The 22,393-nt window shown below is 42.0% G+C and carries 22 protein-coding genes; 15 read left to right on the forward strand and 7 right to left on the reverse strand.

Annotated elements, in window-relative coordinates:
* Window positions 1–3,150 (reverse strand): LpqB family beta-propeller domain-containing protein, encoded by a 3,150-nt coding sequence (locus DBR43_RS24170; protein ID WP_124585667.1) that lies wholly within the window; start codon window positions 3,148–3,150, stop codon window positions 1–3.
* A 372-nt stretch (window positions 3,151–3,522) separates the two neighbouring features.
* Between DBR43_RS24170 and DBR43_RS24175 the strand changes: the two genes are divergently transcribed.
* From DBR43_RS24175 to DBR43_RS24185, 3 genes are read left to right on the forward strand one after another with little or no spacing between them, the layout of a single operon-like run.
* Window positions 3,523–4,794, forward strand: a complete 1,272-nt coding sequence (locus DBR43_RS24175) for a glycosyltransferase family 4 protein (RefSeq protein WP_124585669.1) — start codon at window positions 3,523–3,525, stop codon at window positions 4,792–4,794.
* A gap of 23 nt (window positions 4,795–4,817) precedes the next feature.
* A complete protein-coding gene (locus tag DBR43_RS24180) occupies window positions 4,818–5,567 on the forward strand; it encodes a glycosyltransferase family 2 protein (RefSeq protein ID WP_124585671.1) in 750 nt (249 codons plus the stop codon).
* 2 nt (window positions 5,568–5,569) lie between these two features.
* A complete protein-coding gene (locus DBR43_RS24185; RefSeq protein ID WP_124585673.1) occupies window positions 5,570–6,301 on the forward strand; it encodes an AAA family ATPase in 732 nt (243 codons plus the stop codon).
* Between the two features lie 100 nt (window positions 6,302–6,401).
* Here the strand turns inward: DBR43_RS24185 and DBR43_RS33460 are convergent, their stop codons facing one another.
* Window positions 6,402–6,524, reverse strand: a complete 123-nt coding sequence (locus DBR43_RS33460; protein ID WP_255420978.1) for a hypothetical protein — start codon at window positions 6,522–6,524, stop codon at window positions 6,402–6,404.
* Between the two features lie 24 nt (window positions 6,525–6,548).
* On the opposite strand from DBR43_RS33460, the gene DBR43_RS24190 reads away from it, so the two are divergent.
* Both DBR43_RS24190 and DBR43_RS24195 read left to right on the forward strand, forming a co-directional pair.
* Window positions 6,549–7,082, forward strand: coding sequence for a phosphatase PAP2 family protein (locus tag DBR43_RS24190; protein WP_158622589.1), 534 nt, complete (start codon window positions 6,549–6,551; stop codon window positions 7,080–7,082).
* Window positions 7,083–7,202: 120 nt separating this feature from the next.
* Complete coding sequence (locus DBR43_RS24195; RefSeq protein ID WP_124585677.1) at window positions 7,203–8,468, forward strand: RICIN domain-containing protein; 1,266 nt, start codon at window positions 7,203–7,205, stop codon at window positions 8,466–8,468.
* Window positions 8,469–8,536: 68 nt separating this feature from the next.
* Here the strand turns inward: DBR43_RS24195 and DBR43_RS24200 are convergent, their stop codons facing one another.
* Both DBR43_RS24200 and typA read right to left on the reverse strand, forming a co-directional pair.
* Window positions 8,537–9,253 (reverse strand): 3-ketoacyl-ACP reductase, encoded by a 717-nt coding sequence (locus DBR43_RS24200; RefSeq protein ID WP_124585679.1) that lies wholly within the window; start codon window positions 9,251–9,253, stop codon window positions 8,537–8,539.
* Window positions 9,254–9,384: 131 nt separating this feature from the next.
* Window positions 9,385–11,187, reverse strand: a complete 1,803-nt coding sequence (typA, locus tag DBR43_RS24205; protein ID WP_073238721.1) for a translational GTPase TypA — start codon at window positions 11,185–11,187, stop codon at window positions 9,385–9,387.
* A 232-nt stretch (window positions 11,188–11,419) separates the two neighbouring features.
* Here typA and DBR43_RS24210 point away from each other — a divergent pair, with 232 nt between their 5' ends.
* Window positions 11,420–12,091: an NAD(P)H-binding protein gene (locus DBR43_RS24210; protein WP_124585681.1), complete on the forward strand. Its 672-nt coding sequence runs from the start codon at window positions 11,420–11,422 to the stop codon at window positions 12,089–12,091.
* Here the strand turns inward: DBR43_RS24210 and DBR43_RS24215 are convergent.
* Window positions 12,082–12,903, reverse strand: a complete 822-nt coding sequence (locus DBR43_RS24215; protein WP_124585683.1) for an alpha/beta hydrolase — start codon at window positions 12,901–12,903, stop codon at window positions 12,082–12,084. The two genes, DBR43_RS24210 and DBR43_RS24215, sit on opposite strands and share 10 nt — an antisense overlap.
* A gap of 175 nt (window positions 12,904–13,078) precedes the next feature.
* Here DBR43_RS24215 and DBR43_RS24220 point away from each other — a divergent pair, with 175 nt between their 5' ends.
* The 9 genes from DBR43_RS24220 to DBR43_RS24260 all read left to right on the forward strand — a co-directional run bounded on the left by DBR43_RS24220 (window position 13,079) and on the right by DBR43_RS24260 (window position 20,555).
* Window positions 13,079–13,783 carry an esterase family protein gene (locus tag DBR43_RS24220; RefSeq protein WP_124585685.1) on the forward strand — a complete coding sequence of 235 codons (705 nt, stop codon included), beginning with the start codon at window positions 13,079–13,081 and terminating at the stop codon, window positions 13,781–13,783.
* A gap of 194 nt (window positions 13,784–13,977) precedes the next feature.
* Complete coding sequence (locus DBR43_RS24225) at window positions 13,978–15,048, forward strand: RimK family alpha-L-glutamate ligase (protein WP_124585687.1); 1,071 nt, start codon at window positions 13,978–13,980, stop codon at window positions 15,046–15,048.
* 24 nt (window positions 15,049–15,072) lie between these two features.
* Window positions 15,073–16,176: a carboxylate-amine ligase gene (locus DBR43_RS24230; RefSeq protein ID WP_124585689.1), complete on the forward strand. Its 1,104-nt coding sequence runs from the start codon at window positions 15,073–15,075 to the stop codon at window positions 16,174–16,176.
* A gap of 3 nt (window positions 16,177–16,179) precedes the next feature.
* Window positions 16,180–17,013, forward strand: coding sequence for a type 1 glutamine amidotransferase (locus tag DBR43_RS24235; RefSeq protein WP_124585691.1), 834 nt, complete (start codon window positions 16,180–16,182; stop codon window positions 17,011–17,013).
* Between the two features lie 2 nt (window positions 17,014–17,015).
* Window positions 17,016–18,203, forward strand: a complete 1,188-nt coding sequence (locus tag DBR43_RS24240; RefSeq protein WP_124585693.1) for a hypothetical protein — start codon at window positions 17,016–17,018, stop codon at window positions 18,201–18,203.
* A gap of 50 nt (window positions 18,204–18,253) precedes the next feature.
* Window positions 18,254–18,412, forward strand: a complete 159-nt coding sequence (locus tag DBR43_RS24245; protein ID WP_124585695.1) for a FeoB-associated Cys-rich membrane protein — start codon at window positions 18,254–18,256, stop codon at window positions 18,410–18,412.
* 18 nt (window positions 18,413–18,430) lie between these two features.
* Window positions 18,431–19,018, forward strand: a complete 588-nt coding sequence (locus tag DBR43_RS24250) for a Crp/Fnr family transcriptional regulator (RefSeq protein WP_124585697.1) — start codon at window positions 18,431–18,433, stop codon at window positions 19,016–19,018.
* A gap of 87 nt (window positions 19,019–19,105) precedes the next feature.
* The gene (locus tag DBR43_RS24255) at window positions 19,106–19,636 is read left to right on the forward strand and encodes a YceI family protein (protein WP_124585699.1); all 531 of its coding nucleotides are present in this window, start codon (window positions 19,106–19,108) and stop codon (window positions 19,634–19,636) included.
* Window positions 19,637–19,679: 43 nt separating this feature from the next.
* Window positions 19,680–20,555 carry a pirin family protein gene (locus tag DBR43_RS24260; RefSeq protein WP_124585701.1) on the forward strand — a complete coding sequence of 292 codons (876 nt, stop codon included), beginning with the start codon at window positions 19,680–19,682 and terminating at the stop codon, window positions 20,553–20,555.
* Window positions 20,556–20,608: 53 nt separating this feature from the next.
* On the opposite strand, the gene ispF is transcribed toward DBR43_RS24260, so the two are convergent.
* Both ispF and porV read right to left on the reverse strand, forming a co-directional pair.
* A complete protein-coding gene (gene ispF / locus DBR43_RS24265) occupies window positions 20,609–21,088 on the reverse strand; it encodes a 2-C-methyl-D-erythritol 2,4-cyclodiphosphate synthase (RefSeq protein ID WP_124585703.1) in 480 nt (159 codons plus the stop codon).
* A 36-nt stretch (window positions 21,089–21,124) separates the two neighbouring features.
* Window positions 21,125–22,300 (reverse strand): type IX secretion system outer membrane channel protein PorV, encoded by a 1,176-nt coding sequence (gene porV / locus DBR43_RS24270; RefSeq protein ID WP_124585705.1) that lies wholly within the window; start codon window positions 22,298–22,300, stop codon window positions 21,125–21,127.
* Window positions 22,301–22,393: the final 93 nt, after the last annotated feature.

Below are 22,393 nucleotides of genomic sequence, written 5' to 3' on the forward strand. Positions count from 1 at the left end.
TTATTTTTTTAAATCTTTTAGTATTTCTGATACTGCACGTTCCAGCTGAGGGTCTTTATCCTCCAGTCTGTCGGTGAATGTATTTTTCACATAAATATCAGGAGCTACCCCTTCAGTTTCAATATTTTTTCCATCCAGGGTATAACAACCCCATGCAGGAAGACGGTACGATGAACCATCGACCAGTCCTTTAGCGGAGGTAAAGATAATCCAACGATAGGTTTCTGTACCAATAATCTTACCTAATTTTAATTCTTTGAATCCCGCAGCCGTCATTTCGGCATCACTTAAGGACTGTTCATTGATCAACAACACGATTGGTTTGGCAGCAGGGCCAAAGTTACTTTGCGGAGCCATTTTACCACCACGGTATTTCCATTGAAGGTAAGGCCTTTGTGCCAGGAACTTTAAAACTTCATCATGAACATTACCTCCGGTATTGTAACGCAGATCGAGAATAATGCCTTCTTTATTGTTTTCCTGAGCCACCATATCCAGCAGGAAACTCTCCAGTTCAGCTGTTCCCATATTTTTCATATAGGTATAAGCGATCCGGTTGTTGCCCAGCTGTTTTACGCGTGCTCTGTTTTTAGTAATCCACTCATCGTACAGGTTATTGCGCAATGTACCGGAGCTTTGAGGATGCACTTTGGTCTGGATGGTTTTCCCTGCGCGTTCTACGGTAAGTGTCATTTCCTGTCCGAGGGAAGGCGAAGTAAAATAAGCATCACGATCGGCTGCTTTGTCAACTTTGGTGCCATCTACACTTGTAATCACATCACCTGCTTTCAGGTCAACCCCCAGATGTCTGGCATTACTTCTCGCTACAATCCGTTCTACTTTAAAAGGATCGGTATCAGAGAAAATGATTCCGGTTTCATTGGTAGCATAATTGAAACTTTTACGTTCTTCTGCACCGGCAGAGCCAAAGCCCAGGTGTGAGGAGTTCAATTCGCCCAGCATATCGTTTAGAAGAATGCGGAGGTCATTGCGGTTATTCAGGTATGGGAGGTAGTTTGCATATTCCTGCTGCGTCTTTAACCAGTCGATTCCATGAAAAGTTTCATTGTAGAAGTTTTCCTCTACACCAGCCCAGGTCTCATAGAACATCTGATTAAATTCTTCATTCAGGTTTCTGTTAAATTTAAAGCCAATGTCTAAACGGTCTAATTTGTTCGATTCCAGGTTGTATTTATTAATCACCCCGCGTACCAGAGTGTAATATTTACCACCTGCTTCGACCATGCTGCCGTATCCTTCTGTTACTTTTTCTGTTTTAGGGCTTTCAAAAGGCTCTGTTACCGTCCGGTAAGTTCCGCCGGTACCGGACTCATGATCAGAGTAAAAGAACATATAGGTTTTATCTCCTTTTGCAAATACCTCTACTCCCTGCTGGCTTCCGAAGGAGGGCCCCTGAAGCTCTATCCGGTCCATGATATTTTGGGTATTGATGGTCATCAATGAAGGCGATGCTTTTGCCGTATCTTTTTTAGCCATACTTTTTACTTCAGGCTTATCCTTTTTTTTCTCTGTGAACAGTTCATCGAACTTATCGATGCGGTAAGGCTCGTCATATTCTTCCAAAGCCATTCTGTAGACATGTCCGTTTTGCATTCCGGAAGGATAGGACGGTTTGGTTCTTGCGCTGACAAAGTAAATGTACTTTCCATCCGGCGACCAGCCCGGAGCGCTTTCGGAAACACCTGTATTGGTCAGGTTAATGGTTTTATTGTTTTTAATCTGGTGTACGAAGATGTCCTCTTCGAAATTGCGGCGAGCGGTAAACAGCAGGTATTCTCCATTAGGCGAAAAAGAAGGCGAAGAATTTGAGAACGCCCAGATCTCGTCCTTAACTACGGTCTTACTTTCCAACGATTTAAGATCGAGCATCCGGACTTCATCTCTGCCGCTTAAATAAACTGCCTGGCTCCGCTCTTTATTGAAAGCAATGTCCCGGTTATTTCTATTGTCTTTTGTGAGCTGTTTCAGTGTTCCTTTTCCATCGGCAGCAATGGTAAACCAGTTCTGATAACCTTTGTAGGTTTGGTTAAAAACCAGTGTCCTGTTATCAGAAAGCCATTTTACTTCCATTGCGCGCTCTGCTATCGGCGTTCCTCTTTCTATCTTTTTAACAAATTTCCCTTCTGCATCACTCACAAACAGCTCCCCTCTGGAGATAAATGCCAGTTTTTTACCATCCGGCGACAGGTCAAAAGCGCTAATGGCAGCCCTCACATCAAATTCCTGCTCTTTGGCTAAAATATTATTTCTGGAAATGCTGATGTTGATTTTCTCTGATTTTTGAGTTGCCACATCATATAGATAAAGTTGATAATCTCTCTCGAACACTATTTTATTTCCTGATGCCGCCACTACAGGTCGCTTAATCGCCGACTTAAAATCAGTCAGCCTTGTTTTCTTTCCTGCTTTAAAAGTATACAGATTGTATTCATCGTTCCATTCATCTGAGGCGAAGAAGACATTGCCGTTTTTATCGACACTTGCCCAGAGGTCTTTGCCTTTATAGTCTGTATATTGTTTATAAGTCTTTGTTTTTGGGTTCCAGGACTGGATATCCGGGTTAAAGGCACCTTTATAACGCTTCCGGTTGGCTGCATTTTTACTCTCCCAGGTATCGTTAAAAAACAATTCCCCGTTGGGTGCTTCTGCTACGTTATGAATCAGGTTAAAATAATGGTCAAAAAGCCGGGTTGCGGTACCTCCGGCAACGCCCACTTTATAAGCGGTATAGCCATTGTACCGCCCTGAGGTAAAATAAATGGATTTGGAATCCCAGCTCCAGCTCTCCACCTCATCTGAGGCATCATGAAAAGTGAGCTGTGTTACCGGTCCTCCGGCAAGTGGCATGAGGTATACATCGTTGTTTCCAAACTGGTTAGCCGAAAAAGCCAGCCATTTTCCGTCCGGAGAGATTTTGGGGCTGATCTCATTACCAGGCATAGCAGTAAGCCGGGTAGCTGCACCTCCTGCGGAAGGAACCTTCCAAAGGTCTCCTTCATAGCTAAACACCACGGTCTGACCATCAGGCGTCAACGCAGGATATGCTGTAAAATAGGGCTCATTTTGAGCCGTGGCTACCATATTAGAAAGCAGTAAGGCAGCGGTAAAGGCGTAAAAAACTTTTTTCATCAGTACATAATTGTTTTTTAATGGTAATGAAGCTATCATAAGCATGTTCATTGCTTTTTGTAATAGGTATGCTTATGATGGTTTCATTGTATATATTTGGTTCTGTTTAGGGGTATGGCTTAGGATTCTTTCGATTTTTAAATTAATTTTATCGGCATACAAACAATGTTTTTTCTATTATGCTGTTTTAAAAGAATATGTTCGTGGTACTTTAGCTATTTTTATCCCATGGATAGGGCTATCAACGGCAGATGACACTGAAAAAAATTCAGTGTTGCAAAAAACAACATCTTTTTATTAAATTTTGATAGAAACCAACGAAAATACATAAGAATTTAACAATGGTTCACAATAATAGATAATTTTGATAAATTGAAGGTAGTACACTTAAATACATATGAAGGGAACGGGGGCGCCGGAAGGGCCTGTCTGCGCTTAAGTGATGCGCTGAAAGCGAATGACGTCGATTCGAATGTGGTGGTGTATTTTCAGTTTAAGGAAAGTAAGCTCACAGATACTTTTAGCAAGGGACCTTTCCGGAGGGCACTGGCGGTTTTCAATATTCTTTCCGAGCGTTACTTATCCAAAGCTTTCGCAAAAGCCGTAAAAACTCCTTTTTCATTGCAATGGTTTGGCCGTTCTGTGATCAAACATCCCAAGGTAAAAGAAGCTGATATTATCCATTTACATTGGATTAACCATGGTTTTTTATCCCCAAAGTTTCTGGCACAGATCGATGAACTGGAGAAACCGGTGGTCTGGACTTTTCACGACAGCAATGCTTTTACCGGTGGTTGTCATGTCCGCTATTCCTGCGAAAATTACCACAAGGAATGTGGTTGCTGCCCATTGCTAAAGTTCAGCGGAAAGGATGATTTTTCCCATAAAACCTGGCTGCGCAAGAAAAAGGCTTATTCGGAACTGAACTGCCATATTGTAGCGCCCAGTAACTGGATGGCCGAATCTGTAAAATTGAGCAGCTTATTGGGAACCCGTGGCATTACTGTTATTCCAAACACCATTGAGACCAAAGTCTTTAAACCTTATGTAAAATCGGAAGCGAAAAAAGTGTTAAAAATCAACCCCGATAAGTTTGTGATGATGAGTGGTTTTATGCCCTCCAAGAATGATAAACATAAGGGAACCTCTTATCTCATCGATGCTTTGAACGATCTGGCCTCAAGACCTGGAATCGTCAAGGAAAATATTGAACTGGTCATCTTCGGCAATAAAGACAATGTCGATATGCCGGAATTTCCTTTTAAAACCACTTTTCTGGGAACCATCAGCAATGACGAACACCTGGCAAAGTGCTATTCTGCCGCAGACGTATTTATCACCCCTTCACTGGAAGATAACCTGCCCAACACTGTTATGGAAAGCCTGGCTTGTGCAACGCCCGTGGTGGCCTTTAAAACAGGTGGGATTCCGGATATGGTGAAGCACCTGGAAAATGGCTACCTCGCGGAATATAAATCTTCTGAAGATCTTGCCACGGGAATAGAGTGGTTATATCACGATGAAAATGCGCCTGATATTCAGAAAGAAGCAAGAAGAACGATTTTAACTCAATTCTCTGAAGACGTTATTGCAGAAAAACACTTATTATTGTATCAGTCCCTTATTAATTTACAGCCGCGTTAATTTTAGATTTAGATTTTACCTCCATGCAACCAAAGCTAAGTGTCATCACCATCGTTTATAATAATGTAAAGGATATTGAGCGCACGATGCTTTCTGTGTTGAATCAGACCTATCCGAATATAGAATACATTCTGATTGACGGAGCTTCCGCTGACGGCACAAAAGACATCATTTATAAATATAAATCCAGACTTGCCCAGTTCATTTCAGAGCCGGATAAGGGAATTTATGATGCGATGAACAAAGGTCTTTCCCTTGCCACAGGGGATTATGTTCTATTCATGAACTCCGGAGATGAGATTTATGCGCCGGTAACGGTGGCAGAAGTGTTTGATACCGCAGCCGCTGCAGACATCTATTATGGCGAAACAGAGATGTTTAACGAGCAATGGGAAAGTCTGGGACAAAGGAGACATCATTCGCCGGAGAATTTCGACTGGCAGAGTTTTAAATATGGCATGAGCATCAGTCACCAGGCAATTTACGTGAAACGCAGCCTGGCAGAACCGTTCAACCTGGAATATAAATACAGTTCTGATATCGACTGGATCATCAGGGCGGCGAAGAATGCCTCAAGCATTGTGAATACCCATAGCTATGTGGCTAAATACCTGGTTGGCGGTGTATCGAAGAAAAAGCACCTCGCCAGCCTTAAAGAACGTTTCAAGATCTTTACCAAATATTACGGCCTGGTTCCAAATCTGATCAACCATATTTTCATTGCCATCAACCTGGCGCAATATTACATTCGCCACCGCAGAACCAATGATTAATTATGCCTTTTCTATCCCATATCACCTTACCCAAAACCGGGATCGCGGATTATCCATTTTCTATCCCCGCGTTTCAGGAAGGGTTAACACTCAGGTTACGCGACAATGTGACTTTCTTTGTGGGGGAAAACGGTTCCGGTAAATCCACCCTGCTAGAGGCCATCGCAGATCAATGCGGATTTAGCCTGCGTGGAGGAAACCGTAATCATAATGTAGAAATCAGCGAAGACTATAATGGTTACCATACACCACTTAGCGGATCCATTACCCTTGGCTGGACACCAAAGCGCATTAGCAATGGCTTTTTCATGCGGGCAGAGAGCTTTTTCAATTTTGCAGATTACATTGATGAGATTGCTAAGGAGGACCCGGATGTATTAGACGCCTATGGCGGTAAATCCCTTCATGAGCAGAGCCATGGGGAATCGTTTTTGTCATTGTTCCAAAATCAATTCAGCCGGGGCATTTATATTCTGGATGAGCCTGAAGCAGCCCTTTCTCCCAACAGACTGATGACTTTTATGTCGATCATCAATAAACTGGAACAATCCGGCAGGGCACAATTCATCATCGCCACCCACTCTCCTATGCTCCTTTGTTATCCTGAATCTACGATTTATAATTTCGGAACATCCGGACTGGAAGAAATCGGCTATAAAGACACCGAGCATTACCAACTGACAAAGAGCTTTCTGGATAACCCCGATGCCTACTTTCGTTTTCTATTTGACTAAGAAGGCCACAGTTACCCATGACAAAATAATGACATTCCCTTAACGCCAAATTTATACTGCTCCCCTACTTTTGAATTAAAGCAATATCGATCGCTCCATGTTACAACGAATTCTCAGATTCCCCTGCTATTTCGGCCTTGTCCTTCTTCTTCTTTTGCTGGCTGTTGTTTTTAACTGCTGTTTTTCCAAGACTGAAGGCTTCCTGATGCTCAATCTTTATCATCCGCTGTGGTTGGACCGCTTTTTTATGTTGGTCACCAACTTTGGTGACGGACTTTTCAGCCTGATGGTGGTTATCGTGCTGCTTTTGTGGAGAAAGAGAAAAAAAGCAGTTATACTGCTGGCTGCTTTTCTAAGCTCAGGCCTGATTGCTCAAATCATGAAGAGAACATTCCAGATGCCCCGGCCCGCTGCCTTTTTTGAACAGACTGGTTTTAATTATCCCTTTTTTGTCGATGGCATAAACCTGCATGGCTCAAATTCATTTCCTTCAGGGCATACCACTTCGGCCTTTGCTCTGGCTACGGTAATGGTACTCGTTTTTAAGAAAAAGAACATTTCTCTCTATTGCCTGTGCTTTGCGGTACTCACGGGCTATTCCCGCATCTACCTTGCCCAACATTTTTTACAAGATGTTATTGTTGGTGCATTGATCGGAACTGGCTGCGCTTTACTGAGTTACCAATGGATCTATAAATCAAAGATTTTTAAAGAAAACCGGCTTCCTTCCTATCGGTACAGGGCAGCTTCAGCATTCCAACACCTGTCGTCCCAGGACTAGGCTCTTAAAAAATATACTTTTAATACAAAACAGTATCGGAAACTTACAAAAGTCTGCCGCTGCATATTTAAGTATCAGGGATTAGGTATCATTACTGATATCAACCTAAAAATCATCCCTATGAACCAAAGTCATCTTAAAAAATTAATTGCTGCTGTCTTTATCAGCGCCAGTGTTATTGCCTGTAAAAAATCTAATGATTCAGAGCAGAACGTCACTGCTCCGGGCTTTTCGAAAGCACTTAAAGCAGAAGTTTATCAGCCCAAAACCACCGGGACTACTGTAAAAGCCTATTATCATGGAGAACTCGTAGACCTGCTGGAAATCGAAAACGGAAAATACCTCTTTGCCAATGATATCGTCTTAAATCCGGAAGACGTATCTCTTGCCGGAAAACCATCAACGGAAGGTGCTGTAGACGGGAAGCTATGGACCAACAGGAAGGTTTACTACAAGTTTGCAACGGGAATCTCCGACACGCTTAAAGCGCGCTGGATCAGGGCAACGGCCTTCTGGACCGTACCAGGTCTTGATTTCGAGTTTATCCTGGCTGATGCCAATACTCCGGATTATATAGAATTGAATGAGAACAGTGATGGTTCTGCTTTTAGTAATTCCATTGGAAGAAAAGGGGGCGCCCAGATCATATCTGTAGATACGGATTCTTTTCCTGTAGGATCAATTGCACATGAAATTGGTCATGCGCTGGGCCTGCATCACGAGCAGCGCCGTCCTGACCGCGATTTGTTTATCAATGTGAATACCACGAATTCTCAATACATTCCTGCACCATCGGCTTTTGGTATTGGTCCTTTTGATTATACGTCTATCATGATCTATCCATCGGGAGGCGTAATGACCAGGAAAGATGGAACAGGATGGAATATGCAACGCACACAGCTCTCTGCAGGAGATCGTTTGAGCACCAATTACAAGTACAACCAGGGCACACACATTCAGGCTGGAATTTATGAGATAGAACCTCAACATGCTGCAGGAAAAAATCTTCAGGTAGCAGCGAACAACAGCAGTGTAACGATCAAAACGGATGATGACGGACTGAATCAACGCTGGCAGATCAGTCATGTCAGAGACGGATTCTATAAGCTTGTTCCTCGAAATAATACGGGCAAATCACTTGATGTAGAAGGAGGTTCGACTGCTGCAGGGGCGAATGTGATCGTATATACTTCGGGTTCAGGAAGCAATCAATTGTGGCAAATTGTACCTGCTTATACCGATGGTTATTTCAGACTGATTCCGGCAAGTGCAAGGAAAATCAGCCTGGATGTACAGGATACTTCTGCAGCTGATAATGCAGCGGTAAAAATGGGTACCCTGAGTCTTTCACAGGCACAGCTCTGGAAGTTTAAGAAAATAAACTAGAACAATAAATATGATCCCCTGAGGTCCTTAGGGATTCAGGGGATTCTTTATAGGATTTTAACGCTGAATTAAGGGTTTGTAGACCACAATGCAGCTTCTTTCAGGAATACCCTGCGGTTCAGCTTTAACTGTGCAACTACAAGTTCCGCAAAATCTTCCGGCTGCATCACGCGGTCAGGATTTCCATCTGTTAATTTAAGGTCTTTTGCCATATCTGTTGAGACGGTACTCGGCACTAAAGTGCTCACACGGATGTTGTGTTTGCGCACTTCCTGCATCAGGGATTCAGACATTCCGATCAGGCCGAATTTAGAAGCGCTGTAGGCGCTGGTTACTGCCGCACCATTTTTACCGGCGGTAGAAGAAACATTGATGATGTCTCCTGCTTTTCTTTCGATCATCTCCGGAAGAACCGCACGGGTCACGTGATAAGGGCCAAATAAGTTCACCTTAACAATCTCTTCCCATTTTTCCGGTTCCAGTTCCATGAAAGAACCAAAAGCACCGATTCCGGCATTGTTGATGAGGATATCGATGGCACCCAATGAAGATTTTATCGAATCAACGGCCACATTCACAGCGTCAATATCGGTTACATTTGCCGTAGCGATTGCCGTTTTAACTCCGTATTGCGTCAATTCTGCCGCCACTTTTTGTAAGTCAGACTCCGTTCTTGCTACTAAGCCTATGTTCACGCCTTCCTGTGCCAAAGCAATCGCAACTGCACGTCCGATTCCTTTTCCGGCACCGGTAATGATGGCATTTTTTCCCTTCAATGATTCCATATTATCTTGTATTAAGGGGGCAAAATTAAGAAAAAAGAGGGCTGGAAAAGAGGGTTTGAGGAATATTACTTACAAATAGAAAAAGCCCGCAGGTGTTGACCTGCGGGCTCGTATTTTCTGATCCGAAAGGACTAGAAGTTTTTACCTTTTATTTTACGTTCACCTTCAGTTAAGTAGATTTTACGTAAACGCATGCTTACCGGAGTAACTTCGATGTACTCGTCAGCCTGGATATATTCCATACACTCTTCCAAAGAGAATTTAATTGCCGGAGCAATACGTGTATTGTCATCTGTACCTGAAGCACGCATGTTGGTTAAAGCTTTACCTTTAACAATGTTTACTACCAAGTCATTGTCACGGATGTGCTCACCCATAATCTGACCTTCATAAACATCAACACCCGGATCTACGAAGAAACGACCACGATCCTGTAACTTATCAATTGAATAAGCGGTAGTTGTACCTTTTTCCATAGAAACCAATACACCGTTTAATCTTCCAGGGATCGTTCCTTTCCAAGGCTCATAAGCTTTGAAACGGTGTGCCATAATCGCTTCACCACCAGTAGCAGTTAATACGTTATTTCTTAATCCGATGATACCACGTGCAGGGATTTCAAACTCTAAATGTTGTAAATCTCCTTTAGGCTCCATGATCAGCAATTCACCTTTACGTTGTGTTACCAATTCAATTACTTTACCAGCAACCTCACCCGGTACGTCAACGATCAGGGTTTCAACCGGCTCACATTTTTTACCATCAATTTCTTTGATGATTACCTGTGGCTGTCCTACCTGAAGTTCGTAACCTTCACGACGCATGGTTTCGATCAATACTGATAAATGGAGAATACCCCTTCCATATACTAAATAAGCATCAGGAGATTCAGTTTCTACCACTTTAAGTGCTAAGTTTTTCTCCATCTCTTTGTAAAGACGTTCTTTGATACGTTGAGACGTAACAAATTTACCTTCTTTACCGAAGAAAGGTGAGTTATTGATGGTGAACAACATGTTCATTGTTGGCTCATCAATTTTGATTACCGGCAATTGTTCCGGAGCATCAAAATCAGCGATAGTATCACCGATATCAAAACCTTCAATACCTACCACTGCGCAGATATCTCCTGATTTTACTTCAGTAGCACGGATCTTTCCTAAACCTTCGAAAGTATATAATTCTTTTACTCTTGATTTTACAATCTTACCGTCACGTTTAATTAAAGTAACCGGTTGGTTTTCTTTAATTGAACCACGGTGAACACGTCCAACAGCGATACGGCCTACGAAAGATGAATAATCTAAAGAGGTGATTTGCATTTGAAGTGTACCATCGTTGGTAGGTGCAGGAGGGATATTAGCAACAACTGCGTCTAAAAGCGCGAAAATGTCTGTAGTAGGCACTTTCCAGTCAGTACTCATCCATCCTTGTTTTGATGAACCGTAAATTACAGGGAAATCCAATTGATCTTCTGTAGCTTCAAGGTTAAAGAACAATTCGAAAATTTGCTCATAAACCTCTTCAGGGCGACAGTTTTCTTTATCAACTTTATTTACGACTACGATCGGTTTTAAACCCAGAGCCAAAGCTTTTTGTGTAACGAAACGAGTTTGAGGCATTGCACCTTCAAAAGCATCACACAATAACAATACTCCATCAGCCATTTTCAATACACGTTCTACTTCACCACCAAAATCGGCGTGACCAGGGGTATCAATAATGTTGATTTTTACATCTTTATACATAACTGATACGTTTTTGGAAACGATGGTAATACCACGTTCGCGTTCCAAATCGTTATTGTCAAGTATTAAATCTCCCGACTGTTCGTTATCGCGGAAGATTGAACAAGAGTGTAAAATCTTATCAACCAATGTAGTTTTACCGTGGTCAACGTGTGCTATGATAGCTATATTTCTTATTTTTTGCATAAAATGCGTGTAAATTTTGGCGCAAAGATACGTTTTATTATCGATATATCAATCAATTAGTTAAGAGCAAATATTGAAAAATAACAGACCGTTTATAATATAAACGTAATGACCATTTTATTGGAAATGGCTATTGATGTTCCATTCGTTAATGCGTACTTTGTTGTCAGTAAAAATCAGTACAAAATCATCCGGAAAAGGGATTGATAAACGCCTCAACAATTATAAATAGATGGAAAAGAAAGCAGTTCTATTTGGTGCAAGTGGATTAATAGGAGAAAGTTTGCTGGAACAGCTGCTGAGCAACAGCAATTATAAAGAGGTGCTGATTGTTGGCCGGAAAAAGCTGGAACGGCAACATCCCAAGCTGAAACAGCTGGTTGTAGATTTTGATAAACTGAGTGATTATGCTTTGCAAATCCAGGGAGATGTGGTTTTCTGCTGCCTCGGCACTACAAAAAACAAAACTCCGGATCAGGTACAATACAAAAAGATCGATTATCAGTATCCGCTGGATGCGGCAGCTATTGCTCAAAGTAATGGCACAGAACAATATCACCTCGTGTCGGCCTTAGGTGCAAATCCTTCTTCCAGTATCTTTTATACGAAAACAAAAGGAGAAGTAGAAAGAGATCTGAAAGCCATTCCATTTAAAAGCGTCCATATCTATCAACCTTCACTGCTCGTTGGCGAAAGAAAAGAAAGCCGCAACCTCGAAGGCCTGATGACGGTTGTAATGCAGATTTTAAACCCATTTCTGATTTCCGGTTTGCGAAAGTACAGGAGCATTAAAATTGAGAAGGTCGCATCGGCAATGTTAAAGAAATCGCTGGAAGATGCTCCCGGAACATTTGTTTATCCTTCCGATAAAATTGAAGAGATCAGCAGCAAATCTTATAAATAGGTCTTTCTGGCGAACGCCCAGGTTAGAAATGCCGGCATTGCTTTAGACCAGGTAGGAACATCATGTTTCCCTCCCACCATTTCATAATAGGCGATATCTTCGGGACGCTCGTATCCTTTTTCGAGCAAACCCTTGATCACATCAATGGTATCATCAATAGAATCTATAATGTAATTGCGGTTCCTGTCGGCAGTTTCGTCTTCTGTGCCTGTCATCAGCCAGAATTTAAGTTCAGGTTTGTCATTTGTCTGCCTGATCATTTGATGAAGAATCCTGTCGTCATCTGTATAGCCGTCTTTAAGGTCCTTTTTTCTCCACCAGAAAGATCCTGAAAATACACCTACCGCATCGAAATAGTTATCGTTATTCCAGGCAATATCAAACGCGGTCAATCCTCCAAGAGAACATCCGGCGAATGCCCTTTTCCCATTAATGGGCATCTCCACTTCTCCCTGAATAAAAGGAAGCAGTTCATTGATGACAAAATCGGTATAAGAAGCCGCAGAAGCACCTCTTCCCAGAAAGTCGGGAACACCGGCAACCCCATATTCCTGAACGCGGTCTTTGGACGCTTTAACAGCAACCACCACCAGGGGCTCTATTTTATTCGTCCGGTATAATGTGTTTAACGTATTTTCCAAATCCAGGCCTTCAGTGTCCTGTCCATCGTTTAAAATAAGCAGATTCAGTGTCTCGTTTCCCAGCAGGTTATCAGGAGTAAAGATTTCCAACTCTACCTCTCTTTTTAAACTGTTAGACTTTATCACGTTTTTAGTTCTGATCACTTCCGGAAGTAACATGGTGGTATACATAATGCGGCAATTTCCCCTTTCTCACAAATAGTTTGCAAAGGTACTATTATTGACAAAATATATTCATAACTGTCAATATTTTTCAGCTAATGTGCAGATTGATAGAAAGAAATGCAAATATTCCTTTGGGTTTAAAAATAGTTTTTTATACCTTAAAGCAGCTAATTTTCGCAACATGGTTGAAGAGTATAAAAAATGGTATAGCCATAATCTAAACGCGGATTTTGAGCTGTTGACCTTCGGACAAAGTGGTTATCCGATCCTGCTCTTTCCCACCAGTATGGGGCGGTATTTTGAGAACAAAGATTTCAAATTAATTGAGTCTGTACAACACTTTATTGAAGCAGGAAAAATCAAGATCTACTGTGTAGACAGTATCGATAAACTAAGCTGGTACAATAAGGACATCCATCCCGCAGACCGGGTAAAGAACCACATCTGGTATGATAAATTGTTACTGGAAGAGGTTTCTTCCCTGGCAAGGCAGGAGACCGGACACGACAGGATCATTACTGCAGGCTGTAGTTTCGGGGGCTACCATGCGGCGAACTTCGCTTTCAGACATCCCTGGCTCGTGAGCCATATGTTTAGCATGAGTGGTGCTTTTGACATCCGCGGACAACTGGATGGCTTTTACAACGACGACGTCTATTTCAATAATCCGGTAGACTACCTGTCGCATGACCAGAACCGGGAACTCTGGAATATGAAAATTATTCTGGGAACATCCGACAGAGATATGTGCAAAGGAGACAATGAAAAGCTATCGGGGATCTTAAATGAGAAGGGCATCGGGCATTGGCTGGATATCCGGCAAAATGCAGATCATGACTGGCCCACCTGGCGACAAATGTTTCCGGAGTACCTCTCTCAGTTGTAAATTCATAAAGGGCATATTTATCAGAACATTAACGCCTTTTCGTTGTTTCATCATTAACAAAACCAAAGGAATCCAGGGGATTCGAAAAACAAATCAAAACATCAGTAAAACCAGGGAACCTTGTCGGCCGAAAACCAACAAAGGGGCCGGATAACGTAAAAACCAGGAAGACCTATAAACACTACGCTAATTATATGAAAAAAATCGGAATCTTATTTGGGCAGGAAAGATCATTTCCGGAAGCCTTTGTAAAACGGGTAAACGAAATTGCAGGACCAGACATAAGGGCAGAATTTGTGAATATTGACAAAATATTTCAGGCAGAACCATTGGGATATGCAGTAATTTTAGATCGCATTTCGCAAGGCGTTCCCTTTTACCGCGCAGCACTAAAAAACGCAGCAATAACCGGAACGGCAGTAATTAATAATCCTTTCTGGTGGAGTGCAGATGAAAAGTTTTTCAACAATGCACTGGCCATAAAACTTGGAGTTCCGGTTCCTAAAACCGCGTTGATTCCTTCTTATGATCAACCTGATGATACCACTGATAAATCATTCAGCAACCTTGCCTTCCCAATGGATTGGGACGGAATATTTAAATATACCGGATTCCCCGCCTATATGAAACCTTTCGATGGTGGTGGATGGAAAGAAGTATATAAATTGCATGATAAAGAAGATTTCTTTGATAAGCACAGTCAGACGAAACAAACCGTGATGATGCTGCAGGAAGAAATCGTTTTTGATGAATATTTCCGCTGCTATTGTATCGGTGGCAAGTATGTGAAAATCATGCAATACGAACCTAGAAATCCGGCGCATCTACGTTACGTAGTCGAAAAAGGGCCTTCAAGCGAGAAATTGTTACAAACCATCCATGACTATGTAATCCTGTTAAATCAATATCTGGGATATGATTTCAATACGGTAGAATTTGCGGTTCGCGATGGTATTCCTTATGCCATTGATTTCTGTAATCCTGCACCTGATGCGGAAGTAACCAGTGTGGGCCAGGAGAATTTCGACTGGGTAGTAGAAACATCGGCAAGATATGCGATAGAACGTGCAAAGGCACATGTGGAGGGGCAGGACAACCTGACCTGGGGCGAATACGTCAAGACGTCTGCAAATGATGTTCCACTGATTGGAAAAGCAAAACCGGCGGCAAAGGCTAAAGAAGCAGCAAAAACAACGGCAGCACCTAAAGCAGCAGCGAAAAAAGCTCCGGCAAAAGCAAAGAAAGCAAGTACAACAAAAAAATAACAAGGCATCAATTCAACAGCTAATATGATGAACGATTTTACGCTTGGTGTAGAGGAAGAGTACATGGTGGTCGATCCCGTAACACGCGAACTGACTTCACACGATCAGAAGATTGTGGAGGCAGCACAAAAAATACACAAGGATCAGGTAAAGGCAGAAATGCATCAGGCCGTGGTAGAGGTAGGTACGGGAATCTGTAAAAATACAGAACAGGCCCGTGCAGAGATTTCTCAATTGAGATATACGGTATCTCAACTGGCAGGAGAACAAGGTTTACGCATCGGCGCTGCCGGTACACACCCATTTTCACATTGGGAAAAGCAGCTGATTACAGAGCATCCGCGCTATAGCGAGATCGTAAACGAACTTCAGGAAGCTGCAAGGTCTAACCTGATCTTTGGCCTCCATGTGCATGTTGGCTTTCAGTCCAGAGAGCTGGCCATTCATATTGCCAATCAGGTCCGGTATTTTTTACCCCATGTCTTTGCCCTGTCTACCAATTCTCCATTTTGGGAGAGCAGGAATACGGGATACAAGTCATTCCGGACTAAAATATTCGATAAATTCCCCAGAACAGGGATTCCGGATATCTTCAACAGCATCGAAGATTACGATAACTATGTGAAACTATTGATCAAAACCAATAGTATTGACAATGCGAAAAAGATCTGGTGGGACATCAGGGTGCATCCTTTCTTTGAAACCATCGAGTTTAGAATTTGCGATTGCCCGATGCTGATCGATGAAACGATGGCATTTGTTGCGCTGTTCCAGGCCCTCTGTGCAAAGCTATATAAACTACGTTTGCAAAACATGAAGTTCATCAGCTACTCCAGAGCATTGATTAATGAGAACAAATGGCGTGCTGCAAGGTATGGCATCGATGGAAATCTGATTGATTTTGGAAAAGAAATGGAGGTAAACTGCAGAAATCTTGTTCTTGAGTTACTCGACTTCGTAGATGATGTGGTAGACGAACTGGGCTGCAGGGATGACATCAATTATGTACACAAAATCCTGGAACATGGGACTGGCGCAGACAGGCAATTGGCTGTTTACGAACAAAATGGTAACTTTGAGGCGGTGGTAGACTATATCACTTCACAAACGTTAATTGGTGCGAGATAGAATATGAATAGGGATAGAAATAAGATTAGGGTTGCCGTAATTGATATGAACAATGGGGTAACCAACCAGGGGATGCGTGGGATACAGGAAGTCTTGTTGCGTTATCAGAAAGAAATGTCTGTTGAGTTATCTTATGATGTATTTGACCTGAGACAAAAAGGCGAGATTCCAGGCATTGGTTACGACATCTATATTTCTAGCGGAGGTCCGGGAAGTCCTTTTGATGGAGAAGGCCAACAATGGGAAAATGATTTTTTCGCATTGCTGGATAACATCGAGGCATTTAATACTACAAATGAACATCAAAAGAAACATGCTTTTTTAATTTGCCACTCCTTCCAGATGGCTTGTCGGAAATTTGGCGTAGGAAAGGTGATCAGAAGACGTTCTACCGCCTTTGGGATCTTTCCTATTTACCTGACAGAAGAAGGTGAAGATGAAATGGTATTCAACGGCCTTCCCAATCCTTTTTATACGGTAGACAGCAGAGATTGGCAGGTGATCAATCCCGAAGATGTCTTTTTCTCGAATACAACTGCACAGGTACTGGCATTGGAAAAGGAACGTCCACATGTGGACCTGGAACGCTGTGTGATGGCGGTCAGGTTTACCAAAGAAATTATTGGAACCCAGTTTCATCCGGAAGCAGATCCGGTTGGAATGAAACAATACCTCCTGCAGGAAGACAAGAAAAAAGCAATTATTGAAAACCATGGAGAGGAAAAATACTTAGATATGCTGGACAGTGTAGACGATCCGAACAGAATTACCCTCACCAGAAGCGTGATTTTACCCAACTTTTTAAATGAGGCACTAAATGCCTTACAGGAAGCATAACTATGATTAGCAGCTACAGAGCATCATTTAATGAGCATTTTTCGGAAGAGAAATATGGTGAATTTTTGGAAAAACTTGAAAAAGGATTTGCCAAAATCCCCTTTCGCGTTGCAGAAACACCGATATTTCTTCCTGCAGCATTAAAAGAAAAACTGATCGCTGCCGGAGCTGAAATTGTAGCGTTGATCCAACAACCGGACTTTAATGAACTCACCGAAAAGTCGATTCCGGAAAAGTGGAGGGTTCCTGCAGAAAATGCGCAGCCTCACTTTTTAACGTTCGACTTTGGCATCTGTAAAGATGAGCATGGCGACTTAACGCCGAAGTTGATAGAAATGCAGGGATTTCCCTCTCTTTATGGATTTCAGGCCCATTTGGGAGAAACTTATAAAGCAGTGTATTCCCTTTCGGAACAGCTTACGCCTTATTTCAACGGGATAGATGAAGTTGCATATATCGCCTTGCTCAAAGAAGTCATTCTTGGAGATCATGAAGCCCATGAAGTGGCATTGATGGATATTGATGCGCCCAACCAGAAGACTGCAATCGACTTTCTGGTGACGGCTCAATACCTGGGCATTAAAATCCTCAGCCTTGACGATATTAAAAAGGAAGGTAAAAGCCTGTACTACGAGCAGAACGGAGAACGCATCAGGTTGAAAAGAATTTATAACCGTCTGATATTTGATGAGATTGGCGACAATACCGATCTGTTTCAGGGCAGTTTTGACCCGCGGGATGAACTGGATATCGAATGGATCACGCATCCGAACTGGTTCTACAGAATCAGTAAATACACCATGCCTTTTCTAAAGAGCCAATTTGCTCCGGAAACGTTTTTCCTGAATCAGCTGAATGCAATTCCTTCAGACCTGGAAAACTATGTACTGAAACCTTTATTCTCATTTGCCGGAATGGGCGTGATTATTGATGTAAAAAAGGAAGATATTGAAGCTATTGCAGACCCTGAAAACTGGATTTTGCAAAGAAAAGTAAATTACGAGCCAGTGGTTCAGGCACCCGATGGAGGAGTAAAAGCAGAAATCAGGCTGATGTACCTCTGGCCGGAAGGAAAAGAACCGGTACTCTGCATCAATCTGGCGCGCCTAAGCAGAGGAAAGATGATCGGTGTACGCTACAATAAAGATTTCGATTGGGTTGGCGGAACAGTTGGCCTGATGGAAAAGTAAATTTACATTCAACAGACCTGCTAAATGCAGGCTTTAATTAGTTTTGTAATATGGACATTCAAACCATTTTAGTCGTTATTCTTTTTATGGCTGCGATATTCTATATCGGCCGGATGATATACAGATCGTTATCTCCTAAAAGTGGAGGCTGCGCTTCTAATTGCAAATGCGGTGTAGATTTTTCCAATATCGAACCTAATAAGAAATAGATTTCATCTATATCCCCTATGATTGAGCAGTTCAAACTCTATTTACAAAAGAAGGTAGCCATAACAGATGAACAGTTCGATCTGGTCTCCAGTAAGCTCAAGGTCAAGAATTTTGACAAGAATGAAATGATCCTGATGAAAGGTGAGGTTTCTACCCATGGTTATTTTGTATTGGATGGATTGTTACGCAGCTATTCTATAGATGCAAAAGGCAAAACACATATTATTCAATTCGCACCGGAACAATGGTGGATGTCCGACCGCAACGGGATGTTCAATGAAGCTTCAGAGTTTTTTATTGATGCTATAGAGCCGACACAAGCGATCGTGATGCCAAAAGCGTTTATCGATGAAGCCGCAAAACATGTACCCTGCATGTATGATTTCAACAATAATATGCTGCACAACTCGATCCGCTTTATGCAGAAAAGGATCAATATGCTATTGAGTGCCCCTGCCGAAGAAAGATACCTGAACTTTATTCAACTCTATCCCAACCTGACATTAAGAGTTCCTCAATGGATGATTGCCTCCTACCTTGGCATTACGCCGGAGTCTCTCAGCAGGGTCCGTAAAGACTTGGCACATAAGCATTTTAAAATATAATCCTTTCTTACCATACATCAATGTGTACCTGATATCCTTGCCGTAATTTTGTGTTGTTAATCAAGAAAACAACTTAAAAAAAATATTATGGCAACTACACAATGGGCATTAGACCCAACTCATAGTGAACTACAATTTAAAGTAAAACATTTAATGATCACTACTGTAACCGGTAGCTTAAAAACATTAAATGCATCCTTAACTTCTGAAGCAGATGATTTTCACAATGCTCAGGTTTCCTTTGATGCAGCAACGGATTCTATTGATACCGGCAATAAAGACAGAGACAATCACTTAAAAAGCGGTGATTTCTTTGACGCAGAAAAATTCCCTAAAATCACGTTCGACTCTACCTCATTGAGCAAAGACGGCGATGACTATACCTTACATGGCAACCTGGTTGTTAAGGGTACCAGCAAACCGGTAAAATTGAATGTAGAATTTGGCGGTATCGCAACCGATCCATGGGGAAATACTAAGGCTGGATTTACTTTGAATGGTAAAATCAACAGAACAGACTTCGGATTAACCTGGAACGCAGCATTGGAAACAGGTGGTGTAATGGTGAGTGAGGAAGTAAAAATATTAGGCGAATTACAGTTTGTAAAACAAGCTTAATAAAAACTCATGCATCCAGGTCATAGTATAAAACAAAGACGAAATGGAAGCAAATATTAAACAGGTGTCGGCTGTTTTAAATCCGCCGGCACCTCATATGGTCGGAGACGGCTTTAGGGTTCATAACTTTTTTCCAAAGGGATATAAGCTTAAAATGAGCCCTTTTTTCCTATTGGACTATAATTCTAAAATAGAGTTTTCTGCACGTAATGAACCAAGAGGTGTTGGTGTTCATCCACACCGGGGGTTTGAAACGGTTACCATAGCCTACCATGGGGCAGTTGCCCATCATGATAGCGCCGGAAACAGTGGAGTTATTAAACCCGGGGACGTACAATGGATGACTGCGGCAAGTGGAATCCTGCATAAAGAATACCATGAAGAAGTGTTCAGCAAAAAAGGTGGCCCTTTCCAAATGGTTCAGTTGTGGGTAAACTTACCGGCAAAAGATAAAATGAGCAAACCGAAATATCAGGCACTCTGCCATGGCAGCATTGCCCGTCATCAGCTGGAAAACGAGGCAGGGGTAATTGAAGTGATTGCGGGAGAATATATGGGCACAAAAGGCTCTGCAAGTACCTTTACACCGATTGAAGTGTATAACCTGCGGCTGAATAAAAACGGAAAGGCATCGTTTAGTTTCCCTTCAGATTACAATACCGCATTTGTTGTGATTGAAGGCGAAATCAAGGTTAATGATTCGACGCTGGCAAATACAGATCAGCTGGTTCATTTTAAGAACGAGGGAGAAGAAATTCAGGTTGAAGCAATGCAGAATAGCGTTATCCTGGTTTTAAGCGGAGCGCCGATACATGAGCCAATCGCACAATATGGACCGTTCTTGATGAATAAACCAGAAGAAATTCAGCAGGCGATTGCGGATTATAACCAGGGGAAATTTGGTTATTTAGAGGAATAATTTATAAAAAGCCAGAGATTGTTATCTCCGGCTTTTTTTATGTTGAGCATTGATTAAATTTTCTGAATCAGACAAACGGCATAAGCCACTACGCCTTCCTCTCTTCCAATAAAGCCCATTTGCTCGTTCGTGGTTGCTTTTATAGAGATGTCTTCTATATCGATACCAATGGCAGTTGCAATATGCGCCTGCATGGCTGGAATATGAGGATTGATCTTTGGCGCTTCCAGGCAGAGCATGGCATCAATATTACCAATTTCAAAGCCTTTCTCTTTAACCAGTTTCACACTCTCTTGTAGCAGAATAATGCTGCTGATCCCTTTCCAGCGTGGATCAGTGTTTTTAAAGTGATAACCTATATCTCTCAAATTGGCTGCACCAAGAAGTGCATCGCAAATGGCATGTAACAACACGTCGGCATCCGAATGTCCATAAGCACCTTTATGGTGTTCCAAATCTACCCCTCCCACCACGAAAGGATGATTCTCCTTCAGCTGATGTACATCAAAGCCAAACCCTACCTTAATTTTCATTTCTATATGTTTTTGTTTATTAGTATTCCCGATCCATTATTTGGCTTCGCCAAAATTGAACAATAAAGAGAACCTCAGCGTATTTGCCAAAGGGCTTTTTTGCGGACTGGCCAGCAAATATGCAAAGTCTATGTTGAATACGTTGTATTTAAGACCGGCACCCAGAGTAAAGTAACGTCTGTCGCCCTTTTTTGGACTTTCATAAAAATAACCTGCACGAAGGGCAAATTGCTGATTATACCAATATTCCATCCCCGCGGCAATATTAATTTCCTGCATTTCTTCTTTAAAACCGCCTGGTGCATCAGCAAAAGAGCCAAAAATGCCTGCAGGAACAGATTTATCCGGATTTTGACCGGCAATTATTTTTCCATCTGCATTGTAGATGGGCTGTGTTGGCACCAGCAATTTATTAAAATCAAGCGCAAAGGTAAACTGATTGAAATCATCAATAATAAAAGTGGAAGCTCCCCCTATTTTTAGGTTTGTAGGAAGAAAAGAACCTTTATCTCCATCTACATAGCTCATTTTTGTGCCAATATTTGAAATATTCATTCCGGCGGAAAGAATGGCATCTTTGCCTAGAAAACGGGCAGGTTTTTTAAAATATGCAGAAACATCAACGGCTATGGAATTCCCTGCTTTAGTTTGCTGACCGGCAGAAAACTGTCCTGAAAAAAGATTGGAACGGATATACCTTGCCGCTGTTCCTAATGAAAATGATTCTCCCATTTTTCTGGAAAAAGAAACATCAAAGGCCAGTTCATTTGGATTGTAGACGCCCAGATCCTGCTGATTGATATCTGTTAGCTGAATCTCCCCTAGACTAAAATACCTTAAAGAAGCGCCAATTGTATTCCTGTTGTCCAGTTTATAATAGCCGCTAAGATAAGTCAGGTTCACATCCGGAATGAGGTTTTTTAGCCATGGGCTATAGGAAACGGAAAAACCGTAAGTACGGTCTAAAAAAGCCAGTTTAGCTGGATTGATACTCATGGCATTCGCATCTGGCTGAACGGCTACCCCCGCCTCTCCCATTCCACCGGCCCTGGCATCGGGACTGATCAGCAGAAAAGGTACCGCGGTAAAAATATTGCTGGAACGACTTCCATTGGTCTCTGTCCCCGGCCCTACGCTTTGTGCATACAAATCAGCGCAAACTGTTAATAAAGAAAATAAACTCAAAACAGTTTTTACCAGTCTTCTACTCATTTGCCAAATAATTACACCACTATTATATGCAAGTTAACATAGTGTTTAATAAAATCAAAGTATTATGAACTTTCTATTCTCTTTGAGATACCA

The sequence above is a fragment of the Pedobacter sp. KBW06 genome (genome assembly GCF_003852525.1).
Taxonomy (GTDB): domain Bacteria; phylum Bacteroidota; class Bacteroidia; order Sphingobacteriales; family Sphingobacteriaceae; genus Pedobacter.